Origin of the sequence: Stutzerimonas stutzeri (genome assembly GCF_002909485.1) — a bacterium.
GTDB lineage: Bacteria > Pseudomonadota > Gammaproteobacteria > Pseudomonadales > Pseudomonadaceae > Stutzerimonas > Stutzerimonas stutzeri_AH.
In genome coordinates this window covers 383,393-397,504 of the sequence record NZ_PPXG01000005.1, presented here as the reverse complement: position 1 = coordinate 397,504, position 14,112 = coordinate 383,393, and the positions used below count along the sequence as shown (strand labels likewise).

Annotated in this window: 13 protein-coding genes and 1 pseudogene; 7 read left to right on the top strand and 7 right to left on the bottom strand. The window is 60.7% G+C overall.

From position 1 onward, the window contains the following. Positions 1–4 precede the first annotated feature (4 nt). Together CXK91_RS14595 and CXK91_RS14590 are read left to right on the top strand one after the other, a co-directional pair. Positions 5–2,005, top strand: coding sequence for a peptidase U32 family protein (locus CXK91_RS14595; RefSeq protein ID WP_103456837.1), 2,001 nt, complete (start codon positions 5–7; stop codon positions 2,003–2,005). 25 nt (positions 2,006–2,030) lie between these two features. Further along, on the top strand, positions 2,031–2,816 hold the full coding sequence (locus CXK91_RS14590; protein ID WP_256055726.1) for a hypothetical protein: 786 nt from the start codon (positions 2,031–2,033) through the stop codon (positions 2,814–2,816). Here CXK91_RS14590 and CXK91_RS14585 read toward each other — a convergent pair. Both CXK91_RS14585 and CXK91_RS14580 read right to left on the bottom strand, forming a co-directional pair. After that, positions 2,806–3,053 (bottom strand): annotated as a pseudogene (locus CXK91_RS14585) (TonB-dependent receptor domain-containing protein); the annotation flags it as partial. The gene CXK91_RS14590 and the pseudogene CXK91_RS14585 sit on opposite strands and share 11 nt — an antisense overlap. Positions 3,054–3,106: 53 nt before the next feature. Continuing rightward, entirely contained in the window at positions 3,107–4,297 is a 1,191-nt protein-coding gene (locus CXK91_RS14580; protein ID WP_103456836.1) for a sugar transporter, read from the bottom strand. Positions 4,298–4,798: 501 nt separating this feature from the next. Between CXK91_RS14580 and CXK91_RS14575 the strand changes: the two genes are divergently transcribed. Next, positions 4,799–5,662: an SDR family oxidoreductase gene (locus tag CXK91_RS14575; protein ID WP_103456835.1), complete on the top strand. Its 864-nt coding sequence runs from the start codon at positions 4,799–4,801 to the stop codon at positions 5,660–5,662. 52 nt (positions 5,663–5,714) lie between these two features. Here the strand turns inward: CXK91_RS14575 and CXK91_RS14570 are convergent, their stop codons facing one another. From CXK91_RS14570 to CXK91_RS14560, 3 genes are read right to left on the bottom strand one after another with little or no spacing between them, the layout of a single operon-like run. Next, positions 5,715–6,185: a RidA family protein gene (locus CXK91_RS14570; RefSeq protein ID WP_103456834.1), complete on the bottom strand. Its 471-nt coding sequence runs from the start codon at positions 6,183–6,185 to the stop codon at positions 5,715–5,717. 27 nt (positions 6,186–6,212) lie between these two features. Continuing rightward, positions 6,213–6,623: a c-type cytochrome gene (locus tag CXK91_RS14565; protein WP_103456833.1), complete on the bottom strand. Its 411-nt coding sequence runs from the start codon at positions 6,621–6,623 to the stop codon at positions 6,213–6,215. Between the two features lie 18 nt (positions 6,624–6,641). Beyond that, a complete protein-coding gene (locus tag CXK91_RS14560; protein ID WP_103456832.1) occupies positions 6,642–8,171 on the bottom strand; it encodes a flavin monoamine oxidase family protein in 1,530 nt (509 codons plus the stop codon). A 259-nt stretch (positions 8,172–8,430) separates the two neighbouring features. On the opposite strand from CXK91_RS14560, the gene CXK91_RS22615 reads away from it, so the two are divergent. Beyond that, entirely contained in the window at positions 8,431–8,751 is a 321-nt protein-coding gene (locus CXK91_RS22615; protein ID WP_146048131.1) for a hypothetical protein, read from the top strand. Between the two features lie 4 nt (positions 8,752–8,755). After that, the gene (locus tag CXK91_RS14555) at positions 8,756–9,352 is read left to right on the top strand and encodes a hypothetical protein (RefSeq protein ID WP_103456831.1); all 597 of its coding nucleotides are present in this window, start codon (positions 8,756–8,758) and stop codon (positions 9,350–9,352) included. A 15-nt stretch (positions 9,353–9,367) separates the two neighbouring features. Here CXK91_RS14555 and CXK91_RS14550 read toward each other — a convergent pair whose 3' ends face one another. Continuing rightward, positions 9,368–10,099: a DUF72 domain-containing protein gene (locus CXK91_RS14550; protein ID WP_103456908.1), complete on the bottom strand. Its 732-nt coding sequence runs from the start codon at positions 10,097–10,099 to the stop codon at positions 9,368–9,370. Between the two features lie 91 nt (positions 10,100–10,190). Here CXK91_RS14550 and CXK91_RS14545 point away from each other — a divergent pair, with 91 nt between their 5' ends. Beyond that, a complete protein-coding gene (locus tag CXK91_RS14545; RefSeq protein ID WP_103456830.1) occupies positions 10,191–10,979 on the top strand; it encodes an ion transporter in 789 nt (262 codons plus the stop codon). A 48-nt stretch (positions 10,980–11,027) separates the two neighbouring features. Here the strand turns inward: CXK91_RS14545 and CXK91_RS14540 are convergent, their stop codons facing one another. Continuing rightward, on the bottom strand, positions 11,028–11,465 hold the full coding sequence (locus tag CXK91_RS14540; protein WP_103456829.1) for a hypothetical protein: 438 nt from the start codon (positions 11,463–11,465) through the stop codon (positions 11,028–11,030). A 284-nt stretch (positions 11,466–11,749) separates the two neighbouring features. Here CXK91_RS14540 and CXK91_RS14535 point away from each other — a divergent pair, with 284 nt between their 5' ends. Beyond that, a complete protein-coding gene (locus CXK91_RS14535; RefSeq protein ID WP_103456828.1) occupies positions 11,750–14,110 on the top strand; it encodes an SUV3 family DEAD/DEAH box RNA helicase in 2,361 nt (786 codons plus the stop codon). Positions 14,111–14,112 lie beyond the last annotated feature (2 nt).

Sequence of the window (14,112 nt, the reverse complement as noted above, 5' to 3'; positions counted from 1 at the left end):
ACTCATGTCCTTGCCCCAACACCACCTCGAACTGCTCTCCCCTGCTCGGGACACGTCCATCGCCCGTGAAGCCATCCTGCATGGCGCCGATGCGGTGTACATCGGCGGGCCGAGTTTCGGTGCGCGGCACAACGCCGAGAACAGCGTGGCGGACATAGCCGAGCTGGTGAAATTCGCTCACCTGTTCCATGCGCGGGTTTTCGTCACCATCAACACCATTCTTCATGATGACGAGCTGGAAGCCGCACGCGCGCTGATCTGGCAACTCCATGAGATCGGCGTCGATGCACTGATCGTGCAGGACATGGGCGTGATGGAAATGGACATCCCGCCGATCGAACTGCACGCCAGCACCCAGACCGATATCCGCACGCTGGAGCGCGCCAAATTCCTCGATAAGGCCGGCTTTTCTCAGCTGGTATTGGCTCGCGAATTGAACCTGCAGGAAATCCGTGCGATCAGCGATGCGACCGATGCCGCCATCGAGTTCTTCATCCACGGCGCGCTGTGCGTGGCGTTCTCCGGTCAATGCAACATTTCCCACGCGCAAAATGGCCGCAGCGCCAACCGTGGCGACTGCTCCCAGGCGTGCCGTCTGCCCTACACACTCAAGGACGACCAGGGCCGCGTGGTCGCTTTCGACAAGCACCTGCTATCGATGAAGGACAACAACCAGAGCGCCAACCTGCGTGCGCTGGTCGATTCCGGCGTGCGCTCGTTCAAGATCGAAGGCCGCTACAAGGATGTGAGCTACGTGAAGAACATCACCGCTTACTACCGTCAGCGCCTCGACGAAATCCTCGAAGACCGCCCTGATCTAGCCCGCGCCTCCAGCGGCCGCACCGATCACTTCTTCGTGCCGGACCCGGACAAGACCTTCCACCGCGGCAGCACCGACTACTTCGTCACCGATCGTAAGATCGACATCGGCGCCTTCGACTCGCCGACCTTTACCGGCCTTGCGGTGGGTGAAGTGCTAAAGGTCGGCAAGCACGACCTCACCGTGCAAACCCGCGAGCCGCTGTCCAATGGTGATGGCCTCAATGTGCTGATCAAACGCGAGGTGGTGGGCTTTCGCGCCAGTGTGGTCGAACAGTTGAAGCAGTTCGAGGAAGACGGCCAGTCGCGCTACGAGTACCGCGTCGAGCCCAACGAAATGCCCGCGGCGATGCGCCAGGTGCGTCCCAACCACCCGCTCAACCGCAACCTGGATCACAACTGGCAGAACGCGCTACTCAAGACATCCGCCGAGCGCCGCATCGGTGTGCGCTGGCTGGCCAAACTGCGCGCCGACGAACTGGAGCTGCACGTCACCAGCGAAGAAGGCGCCTATGCCAGCGTGTCGCTGGCCGGCCCCTTTGGCGAAGCGAAAAAACCCGAACAAGTGCCCGGACAGATCGCCGATCTGCTAAGCCAGCTGGGCACCACGATCTACCACGCCGAAGAAGTGGACGTGGACGCGCCGCAGGCGTTCTTTATCCCCAACTCGCAACTCAAAGCCTTGCGCCGTGAAGCAATCGAGGCACTGAGCGAAGCACGCGAAGCGATCCGCCCATTGGGCAGCCGCAAGGCGGTCAGCGTACCACCACCGGTGTATCCCGAAGCGCATCTCTCCTTCCTTGCCAACGTCTACAACGAGAAAGCCCGCGCCTTCTATCACCGCTACGGCGTGCAGCTCATCGATGCGGCGTACGAGGCCCACCAGGAAACCGGCGAAGTACCGGTGATGATCACCAAGCACTGCCTGCGTTTCTCCTTCAACCTGTGCCCGAAACAGGCCAAGGGCGTCACGGGCGTACGCACCAAGGTTGCGCCGATGCAGCTGGTGCACGGCGATGAAGTGCTTACGCTCAAATTCGACTGCAAGCCCTGCGAGATGCACGTGATCGGCAAGATCAAGGGCAACATCCTCAACCTGCCACAGCCGGGCAGCGCCGGCAGCGTGGTCGGACACATCACGCCAGCGGACCTGATGAAGACCATCCGCAGCAAGCCACACGCCTGAATTCCACACATCAGAAGGCGCAGCCGTGACTCTACTCGCGACATGGGCGCAGATCCGCTCGCTCTATCGGGACTGCCATCCCAGCGTGTTCAAGGCGAGCTTCATGCGCGGCGGACTGCGTATGGTCTGGCCCTCCTGGGCACTGACGGGCGCCGTCGGCATATTGCTGGTCGGGACCTGGTTCAATAGCCAGTCACCTTTGCAGGGGTTGGCTGCCATGGCCGGCGCAACGCTAGCGCTGTTTGGCATGCTACTGGCCCGGGAACGCTATTGCGCCTGGCACTTCCGCGACATTTATGCGACTGAATCGCTGCATTGCTACAGCTTTCTGCGTCGCGAAGAGCTGCTTCGCTACGCGTTGTTTCGCAACGCCTTACTCGAGCGCGGGTTCAGCGCAGTGGATATCCACGAGCTCGCACGCATCGCCGAGATTGCAAACCCACCGCCGCAAGAACGCTGGGTCTCGCAGAACCTGGTGATCGTCATGCTGGTTTCGGCGATCGTCAGCCTTTCGACAGACGTCATCAAGTTGACCGATACCTGGATTGCCGGCAAGGGCATCGTCTTCGTGCTGGCATTAGCGCTGGTCACATACCTGGTCTGTTCCGTGTTGGATGGTATCCGCAGCAACCAGTACCGCGACCGCGTCATACGCCGCTGCCTTGAGCGTGCAGCATTGGATATTGCGCGCACCCAACGCAGCGAGTCTGGTATCGACGATACCGCCGCGCAGGAAGAATCGGCGGCGGCATCGACAACGCAGGCGACGCAGTCATTTCCCCCCGAGCGCGGCGCTGAGCTCAGAACGTGACGCTGGCACTCAACCGTGCGGTTCTCGGCTCGCCTACATTGATATGCAGTTCGCTGCCTGTGCTCGAGGGGCAATACTGCTTGTCGAACAGGTTGTCGACGTTGAGCTGCAGTCGGGTTTTCTGACCGAGCACGGCGTGCTCCCAGCGCAGGAAGCATCAGCCACCGTATAGCTGCTCATCCAGTAGTTATTGGCGTTGTTCCCAGCACGCTCACCCACATAGCGCGCACCGCCACCGGGGCAACACACGATCAGATTACGGAAATAGCGCGCGCGTCAGTTGCAGCCCGCTACACCGCCGTTGTGCTGGCCGGACGCGTGAATCGATAGGTCGCGATGCCACACAACAGCAAGCCAGCCAATGCGAGCAAGCCGGCGGCCATGCCGATTGCACTGAGTCCCAGATGGCTGATGACAAGGCTGCCGAGCAAAGCGCCACTGCCAATCCCGATGTTGTAGATACCGGAAAACATGGCCATGGCGACGTCGGTCGCGTCCGAGGCCAGATTCAGCACCTTCGACTGCAATGTCAGGCCGAAGCACATCCCCGCGATGCCCCATATCACCACCACGACCCCGAGCAGCGAGCTATCGCGCGATGCGGGCAGCAACAGCAGCAAACACATCGCCATAGCCGAGATCGCCGTGATCAGAAAACCCCTTGGATGACGTGCGCTGTAACGGCTGAACAGCAACGAGCCGAGAATGCCGGCACCACCGAACAGCAACAACAGGACCGTCGTCATGTCGCCACTCAGGTGAGCGACGGTTTGCGCAAAAGGCTCGATGTAGGTGTAAGCGGTGAACTGTGCGGTGATAACCAGTGCGGTCAGCACATAGGCGGCCACCAGCGCCGGGCGCTTGAACAGCACCGGCAGGCTGCGTAATGAGCCGGAGTTCTGGCTTGGTAGCGAGGGCAGGGTCCGCGCCAGAACAAGCACCACCAGTGCGGCGATCACACCGATGGCCAGAAACGTCGTGCGCCAGCCCAGCGCCTCGCCCACCACGCGCCCTAGCGGAATGCCCAGCACCATTGCCAGCGCGCTGCCGGTCGCCAGCAGGCCCAGCGCCTGAGCCTGCTTGCCTGCGGGCGCGACTCGCACCGCCAGCGATGCGGTAATCGACCAGAACACCGCATGCGCGAGCGCGATGCCGATCCGGCTGAGCATCAGCATGCCGTAGCTCGACGCCACGCTCGATACCAGATGACTGCCGATAAACACTACGAAGACGACGATCAACAGCGTGCGACGTTCGAAATTGCGCGTCAGCAGCATCATCGGCAGCGACATCAGCGCAACGACCCAGGCGTATATGGTCAGCATCAGGCCAACCTGGGAGGGCGGCATGTCGAACGATCCACCGATATCGCTGAGCAATGCTACCGGCACGAACTCGGTGGTGTTGAAGATAAAGGCGGCCAGCGCGAGGGCGATCACGCTGAGCCAACTCCCGGCCGGGGAGCCTTGCGATTCGTTCATGTAGATGAGTCTGGTATTCGATTCACTCGATTTACGCCGTGTGCCTGGATGAAGCACAGCACTGCGCAACGAATGCAGGGTGTAAGGGCGACGATTCCTGCTTGGGCGCCATAACGCATGCGGCCCGCTAGCACGAAGCGAGCGGGATGCCAGCGGGAGCGATGGAAGTATTGAGCAGGGACAGTCGAAGCGGCGCGGATTCTACGCCCGCATTCGGCGGATGTCAGGTAGCTAACGTTATCTGCGACGAGTGGCTGCGAGGCCGATGGTAGCGCCGGTCGGCGGCCCAATCGGTCGCTGAAAATCGAACCGGCCATTTGGCTGCGTACCAGGAGTTGGCTAAGGGGTCGACTGCGGCAAACCACGCTGCGTAGGCGGGCCAGCGAGCTGGATTTGGTTATTCCTGCCACCGGTAACAGACCTCCGTTCGGCGTGCTGCCGAAACTTTCCAGACGAGCATCAGCCGTATCTACAGAACCCATTCACATGTCTGGAGAACCTATGGCTTACCCGAAGATACCTGCCCAGCAGCAGGATCGCTTGCCCGGTCGCGAAACTGAAATGCACCCGCAGGCCGAATTCATACGTGATAGCTACAAGGGCAGCGGCAAGCTAGCCGGCAAGGTGGCATTGATCAGTGGCGGCGACAGCGGCATCGGTCGCGCCGCGGCGGTGCATTTTGCCCGTGAAGGTGCGGACGTCGCCATCATGTACCTTGACGAGCACGAGGACGCCGAAAACGCCAAGCGCATGGTTGAAGGTGAAGGTAGGCGCTGCCTGCTGCTACCTGGCGATATCCGCGACAGCGCCCATTGCAACGATGCAGTAGAGCAAACCGTGAAAGCATTTGGCCGGCTGGATGTGCTGGTCAACAACGCCGGTCGCCAGGAAGTCCAGACACGTCTGGAGGACATCACCGACGAGCAGTGGGAGAAAACCTTCGCCACCAATATCCACGGTTATTTCTATCTCACACGAGCCGCCCTGCCCCATCTGAAGGCCGGCGCCTCGATCATCAATACCACCTCGATCAACTCCTTCATTGGCCACCCGCTGCTGGTCGACTACACATCGACCAAGGGCGCAATTGATGGCTTTACCCGAGCCCTGTCGCAGCAGTTGATCGAGCGCGAGATCCGCGTCAACCAGATCGCGCCTGGCCCGATCTGGACGCCCCTGCAGCCGCCTTCGCTCGGCAAGCACGATCCGCAGATGCTCGAAGACTTTGGCAGCCAGATGCCCATGGGGCGCTGCGGCCAGCCATCCGAACTAGGCCCGGCTTATGTCTACCTCGCCTGCGAAGACTCGTCATATGTCAGCGGCCAGACCATTCATATCAATGGCGGCAAGGTGGTCAACGGCTGACCTGCTATGAACCCGCAACCCAAGCCGCGCCGGACAGGCGCGGCCCTGGTGGTCAAGGCCGAACGGCGGTGACTTCGATCTCGACAAGCCAATCGGGATTGGCCAAGCCTGCAACCTGAAAAACAGACCGGGTCGGAAGATTGGGCTGGTCTTCGGTGCCGAAGAACTGTGTATAGCCCTTCATGAACCCCTCGAAATCCATCTTGCCGGCCTTGGCCGAGTCGCCGACCAGAAATACCTGCATCTTGATCACATCCTTCATTGCTAGATTCAGGCTCTTGAGCGTTGCCTCGATGCTCTGCAGCACACTGACTGTCTGCGCTTCGGTATCCCCGTCGCTTATCTTCGGCACAGCGCCACTAAGGTTGACCACGGTCGCGCTCGCGGGGATCTCTACCGCCAGCGAAATCGGGAAATCCGAATCGGGGATCTTGTGGCGAATTACGCCATCGGCTGCCTGGACATGGCTCACGAACAGAGCGGAGGACAGCAGCGTGGCGGCAGTTAGCAATTTACGGGTCATCGATTTCTCCTGGTTGATATTCGGGCTCTAGCGCAGGCTGATCTTGCGCACGTCCTCGACGCTGACGGCGTCGGGGAAGTTGTTGTCGAAGTGAGTACGGACATAATTCACCACCTCGGCGATCTGCTGATCACTGAGATAGTCCTTGAAGCTGGGCATACCGCCCTGGCCGTTCACCACCATGTAGATCGGGTAGGCCGCTGACGCGACGCGCGGATTGCCTTTGAGCGCAGGGTAGGCACCAGCTCCCATCGCGCCCTGTCCGCCTTCCATGTGACAGCCCTGGCAGATACCGTTGAACAGATCCTCCCCGGTTGTCTCCTCGAAGGTTTCGCCCTTGGAAAAAGGTGGCGGATTCGCCGCCGAAGCGGGAGCCGTCGCGACGGTCGCAGCCAGAAGGCTGATCGCTGCCACCAGGCCTGGGTTGAATATCGACATGATGCTTCTCCTCATGGCTCAGGCAGCTCGCTGCGTGGCGACGGCGTGGGTGTGAAGGCGCTTGATTGCATCGAGCGAGGACAGAATCGCCCCTTCCATCCACGCCGGGATGTAGGACGCATGCTCACCGGCCAGAACGATGCGGCCATCGATCTGGCACAGATTGCGGTAATGCTTCTCACGGCTGTCTTCGCTCCACATGCCGTAGCATCCCTGCGCCCAAGGCACGCGGTGCCAGCCAACGGCGATGCCGTTATCGAACTCATCGGGATATTGCGCGTGCAGCAGTGCGCCGTACTCGACGGCTTTTTTCACACGCTGTTCAGGAGACATAGCGGTGAATTCGTAGGCATTGGGGCCCCAGACATAGGCGCCCAGTAGCACTGCCTTGCCACTTTTCCCGTAGTCGGTGCTGGGATAGCTGATCTTCTCGATGGGGGTGTTGGTGTAGCTGATGCCACCGTAAATGTGCTCGTCTTCTTCCCAGAACCGACGATTGAACTGCAAGCCGATCTTTACGGAGGAGTCATAGGGCACGGCGCGGATCGCATCCTGCATGGATTGGCTGACGCTTACGGGGATCTGGCTCAGGATCGACAGCGGCAGTGTGCAAACGCACCAGTCGGCTTTGTCCTGCATCGTTTCGCCGCTGCCGTGGCTGTTCTTGTAGGTCACGGTAACGCCCTGCTCGTTCTGGTCGATGCGCGTGACCTTGGAACCGTAGCGAATCATCTCCCCCGTTTCACGCTCGAAGGCCTTGGCAATCATGTCCATGCCACCGACCGGCTGGAAGATGCTGCTCTGATACTCGTATTCCTGCCCGTCGATCAGTTTTTTCCACAGCCCAGAATCGATCAGCGCCTGCCGGTCGATAGGCTCCGATGGCTCGGCCAATGGCATCAACCCGCCCCCTGCATCGACTGCAAAGCCGCGGCGCAGGCTCGATTCCATATTTTTTCGGTAATTGCCGTCGTGGTCGAGCGCACCCCACGCGCGCAGCGACTCGAATAGCTTCTCGCGATCTTCCACGGTCAGGCTCTGGTCCAACGCGCCCTGATTGACAGCCTTGCCCAACAGCTCAGCGACATGTCCCTGAAAATCGGCCTGCACTTCGCGGTGACGCTTCGGCTTGCCGCCGAAGGCGTCGGTGGAGTGCACCAGCGCGTTGTAATTGACCTGAATGAAGGGTTCGAGCTTCACCCCGAAACGCTTGCAGTAAGCCAGAACAGCATGATGGTGATAAGGAATGCGCCAGGGACCGGGATTTAGGTAGTTGCCTTCATCGAAACGGCATTCCTGGGTCGCACCACCCAGCTCGGTGTAACGGTCGCCTCCGCGCAGGGACCAGCAGCGCCCGCCAGCCTTGGCGTTGTACTCAAGCACCTTGACCTTGTAGCCGGCACGGCGAAGCTCGTAAGCCGCCGTCATTCCAGCGAGTCCGGCGCCCAGCACAAGTACAGACGCGCCCTTTGGTGCGCCGCTGAGGGCGAACTGCTCGTTGTGATGGGTTTCGGCGGCAAAGCCAAGCGAGGTCATTGCCTGGTACATGGTAGCCGCACCTGCCGTCTTGCCAATCCACTGCAAAAGTGTACGTCTGCTTACAGCGTAACTTTCCACGATGTTAAATCCTTGAAATCTGCATAACTAAGCGTGCCGACTGTTGATCAAACAGCAGGGGGATGGAAGCGGATCTCACTTCCGGTTTACCTAGGCAATTCGTACTTAGCAATCAGCGCGCCAGAAGCTCTGGAACGGGCATTTCAAGACCAACGAAGCAACTATCCAATTACACCAAAACGAAATAACGATGGAAATTAACGGAACAGTTCGAATTGTACCGGCACAGTTAAAAAGTGTTTTCAGTGCAACTATTAGTGCCACGCAAGCAAGTGGTGCATTCCACTTAAATAAGCACTTCAAAAGAGCATTATCAATCGGCTCAATCGCAGCAGGTATTTCACTGAAATTCGAACTTGCCCACCCCGGCCTGAAGCATCGGGAAATGAGCGCGCACGGAACCATCGCCAAGGTTGTCACGCCAAACAGTCAGTACCTATGCGTTGACCGCTACCGGTCCAGGCGCCCGCCACGCACACCCACCGCAGCCAGTCTGCATATGAAAAGGTGAAGTCATGACCCAGATTCTCATTGCGGCCTTTGACCGCTACGCCGAAGCAGAGCAAGTCAAAGCCGAACTCGTGGGCGAAGGGGTGTCCAGCGATGACATCCAGATATCGGCATCCTTCAACACCGAAACCGTCGACAGCAGCCGCGTGGAAGTGGCCGGCGAGGAGCCGGATGAAGATGCAACGGTGGCGGACAAGATCGGCAGCTTCTTTCACAAGGTCTTCGGCGACGGATCAAGCAAGCATGCCGGCCGGTACCCCGAAGCGGCCCGCCGCGGGTCGACCATCGTGACCGTAACGCTTGAAGACGACAGCCGGGTATCCACCGTCGAACGAGTCATGGAGCGCAACGGTGCCATCGATATCGACGAGCGCAGTGCCAAGTGGGGCGACGACGATGCCACGCCGGTGACCGCCAGCACCGAGACGTTGACCACCGGCTACCCGGATGCCACTTCAATCAGCGTCGATGAGCGCGAACTGGACGGCAGCGCGACGCCGGATCGCGGCCAGGATGCAGGCTCGATTCCTGGCCGAGCCGAAAACGAAAAAGCCGCGCGGCGCGACAACACTGCAGGCCGAGTGCGCATCATCCCGCGCTGAGCCGAGGCGGCCATCTCAATCACCCAACATCGCCTGCAACGCCAGTGCGTTTTCGGTTGCAGCGCCGCTGGCGGTGTTGTCGAAGATGCACCAGCACCGCGTACCTGACAGCACGCACCCGCGCAGTTGCTCGGCCAAGCGCCCCAGCCATTCGGTCGAATAGGCCGAATGGTAGATACGTGGCGAGCCGTGCAGCCGGTAGTAACGCATACCCGCCCAACCACCCGGCCGGTCACCTCCCGGAATCGGCGAAGGGTCCGCCGCCACCCGTGCGACACGCCAGCGCTCGAGCTGCTGATCGGCATCCAGCCAGCTGGCATGCCGTGGTTCGAGTACCAGTGCGCCGTCGTAGCGCTTGCGCACAGCCATGAAGAAGTCCTCCGTCACCGCCGAGTCGAAGGCCAGCGATGGCGGCAACTGCAGCAACAGGCACCCGAGCTTGTCGCCAAGCTCGCCCGCTTCGCCAAGAAAACGGTCGAGCGCCTCGTCGCACTCACGCAGTCGCTGTTCATGGCTGATCTGCCGGGGCAGCTTGACGCAGAAACCGAAGCCGTCGGGCACGCTCGCGGCCCACCTGCGATAGGTTGCCGGACGATGGGGGCGATAGAACGAGGTATTGATTTCCACTGCAGAAAATTGATTACCGTAGCGTTGCAGGTGCGTGCCCTCACGCGGGAACGCCGGCCATGATTCACGCGGCAAACTCCACCCTGCGCAACCAACGGCAATGCTCTGACTGGACTTCATCGGCATCCCCTTCACTCAGGCTGTCAGCACAAGCTGGCCATGTGCTTTAGACTTGCGCGCTGCCCGTACCCCAAGCACGCACGGTCCATCCATGAAGCAACGCTCCGTCACGCCGTTTCAGATACTCATTCTTGTGTTGTCCGCTTATGTGATCGGTGCGTTGGTGGCCGATCTGGTGCTCGACCTTCCCGAAGACATATCGACACTACTCGGGTATCTGGACAACATTGTGTGCGTCTTTTTCTTCATCGATTTCTGGATGCGCCTGCAACAGGCCGAAAACAAGCTGCGATTCATGCGCTGGGGCTGGATCGACCTGCTGGCCAGTGTCCCGGCCAGTGGGTTGCAGGCAGCCAAGCTGTTCCGCGCTTTTCAGATCTTGCGGGTGCTGCGGGCGATAAAATCGCTGCGGCTGATATGGCGAATCCTGTTCCGCAACCGCGCCGAACGTATCGTCGCCTCCGCTGCCACGGCGACCATGCTGCTTGTGGCGTTCGGCGCACTCACCATGTTGCTGGTGGAAGCGCCCAACCCCGAGAGTTCGATCAACACCCCGGAAGAAGCGCTGTGGTGGGCATTCGTCACCGTGACCACGGTCGGCTATGGCGACTTCTACCCGGTCACCACTCAGGGCCGTATCGTCGCGGTGCTGTTGATGGTCTCCGGGGTCGGTCTGTTCGGCAGTTTCGCGGCGTATATCGGCTCGCTGTTCGTCGCCGACAGGAATGAAGAAGACAACCGTGGGCAACTCGCCGACCGCGAAACGTTACAGCGGCTGCTGATACAGGTGGAGATGCTTACCGATGAAGTGCGCAGCCTGAAGTTGCGGCTGGAGGACAGTCGCGAGGGCGACAGTGATGCGGTAGAGCGCGGACGTTGAATACAGCGGGCCTTTACGCCGTCGGGCGCAAAGGCTGCCGGGGTGCTATCAGTTGGCGAAATACGCCTGAGCGCGAGCGACTTCTGCTGGCGTCGGCTTGTACACGGTCCACTGGTCAGCCGCATTCTTCTTGTAGCGAACCTCGTTTTTCTCTACGTCGAATTCGTAGAACGGGTAAACCTCACGCAGGTTGTAGAACGCTGCAGGAGCGAAGAACAGGATGTCTGCAACCAGGTAGCCGCTGTTGAACTTGAGCGGAATCAGACCATACATCGGCTCCATGCCCGGCTTCTCGGCACGGAAGCGGTACTGGCCGAAGCTGGTGGCCTTGTAGGTCTTGCTGACGGGATTCTTAAGGACCAGCGGCGCGTCCTGGTTGATCTTGATTGCCAGCTCCGGATCGGTGGAGCGCAGCGAGGTGGTCGCGGTGCAGGCGGAAAGCAGTGCGGCAGTAACGGTTACGGCCAGTAAGTGTTTGGCGTTCATTTGTAGATCCCTTGTTGCCCATCGAAAATCGATAGCTCTCATCCAGCCCGTACTACCGGGCTGTTGGCCATCCATTGCGGCGCGCACTATAGGGCATCAATGGGTAATGGCCAACAGCCATAAAAGCGAACAGGGTACTTTCTTGATTGCCGTCACGCTCGACTCCCAGGTCGACGCGAAACCACGACGCCACCCCCTATAATCACCGACCATTCAAGCGGGCGACCGAGCAAATGGCCGCCTAGCGAGTCGTAAAAGAATACTGATCAGCAAAGGCGTCGATCATGGCAAAGGCTGGGGGCAAGCAATTCAAATCCGTCAGGCTTGAGCGTCTGGCGCGCTTTATCGACTGGGCGACGGCCCGGTATCCGGATTTCATCGCCAAGAAACACCATCAGGAAAAGTGGTTCACCCCCTATACCGGCTACCCCGTCCCGGGGCTCGGGCGCGCGGCGAAAGCATTCTGGCTGGGGCTGCATGAGGCGGCGGTGGACGAATTGCTGGCCGCGCCTGCCGCCGACGATCTGGTCGATCGAGTTGTCAGTCGTGACCTCGGCGAGATCCACTGCAGCGTGGATGTGTTCGGCAGCGAGAAGACCTTCAGCCTGGGCTCGCCGCTCCATCTTCTGGAACCTGACTGGGCGATGCGTCTGGAAGATAGTCCGCAGCGCGACGACTTCGCTGGCAATCTGAGACAGGCGGTACAGGCCTATATCCGCGCTCGCTTGCAGGTGCTCGAGCGCTCCTTCGCCGAAATGGATGAAGACGATCGACAACGCTGCCTGGCGCGCATCCGACCGGAGCTGTCGCGGGTCGATGAGTTTCTGCCGCATGCCGTTGCGACGCTCAACGAGATCCGCCACGAGTTGCGCTACGTGGTGCCGTTGCAGCACGGCAGTCTGACGCTCGAATTGCAGCGGCGCATCCCCGCAGGCCAGGATCACCTGCTCACGAATGCCGAAGTCGAGGCATGGAAACGAAAGGATCGCGAAGAGCTGCAGGCCACATTTGACCGCATGCTCGAGCTCGCCGACGATTTCGACCTGCAGCAGCTCGGGCATAAGCGCCTTACCGAACTGCTTACCCTCGAGCCTGGACGCATGCGCAAGGCAATCCGTGCTGCCCGCCGCGAGCACGAGGAGAAAATGGCGTTTGCCGTGCTCCTGGAAAACAACCCGCGCTTCGTCCACTACCACAAGCTTTACCCTGCCCGCCGCCTGACACGACGCTGGACCGCCCTGCTCGGCCCCACCAACAGCGGCAAAACACACCGCTCCATCGAGGCGATGGCTGCGGCCGAGCATGGCATCTACCTATCGCCGCTGCGCCTGATGGCGTTGGAAAACCAGGAGCGCATCGAGGCGATGGGCGTGCCCTGCTCACTTGTGACCGGCGAGGAGGAAATCATCCGCGAAGGCGCCACGCACTTCTGCTGCACCGTGGAAGAGTTCGCCCGTTTCCGCCATCAGCATTGGGATGTGGTGGTGGTAGATGAAGTGCAGATGATGGCTGACCCGCAACGCGGCTGGGCCTGGGTCGATGCCCTGGTCAGCGCGCACACGCCGCAGCTGATGATGACCGGGCCAGCGCTGATCGAACCCTCGCTGCGTACCCTTTGCGACCTGTGTGAGGACAGGCTGGTGGTGCAGCGCACCAAGCGTCTTTCGCCTGTGGAGGTTGCCCGCCACGCCACAACGCTTGCGCATCTGGAACCCGGCTCGCTGCTTGTGGCCTTCAGTCGCAAGCTGGTGCTGGAACTCAAGGGCATGCTCGAAGGCGCCGGTAAAAGCGTGTCGGTGGTCTACGGCGCGCTCTCGCCCGAGGTGCGCCGCGAACAGGCGCGGCGCTTTCGCGAAGGCGAGGCGGACATCATGGTTGCCACCGACGCGGTCGGCATGGGCCTCAACCTGCCGGCGCATACGCTGTGCTTCTATACGGACGAAAAGTACGACGGCATCCAGAATCGTCAGCTCAAGGTACAGGAGGTCAAGCAGATCGGTGGCCGCGCCGGGCGCTTCGGCCATCACGACAGCGGTGAGATCACCGCGCTCGATCCACAGACGCTCAAGTCCATCCGGCGTCTGTTCCACAGCCCGGATGCCCCCGTGGACCTGAGCCAGTTCCAGGTGCGCCCATCGATCGACCATCTCTCGGCGATTTCCGAACTGATGGGCGAGCCGAGCCTGCTGCGTGCCTGGCTGACCTTCAACCGCAACATAAACTACGGCGAGGCATTCATCTCGGTACTGCCAGACGAACTGGCCGAATGGATCGAGCTGATCGACGACCCGAAGATTCCGCTCTGGCTGCGCTGGACGTTCGCCTGCACGCCGATCCGCGGCGGCTTCGACAGTCCGGCCAGTCAACATGCCCAGCGCTGGATCAAGCGAGTCGCCGAAGGTCACGCCATCCCGATGCCCAAGCTTCTGCTCGGCGCTGATCTGGCCAGCCTGGAAAGCACCTTGCACGTGGTGGAAACCTATCTGCACCTGGCCCGCAGCCTGCCCGAGCACTTCCCGGAGCACGACGATGGCGAGGCGGCGCGCAAGCTGCTCAACGACGCCATCACCCGCGAGCTATCGCGCCAACGCAAGCCGCAGGTAGCGCGACGCAACAGCGGTCGCAAGGCTGTCCGGCGACGCTGAGT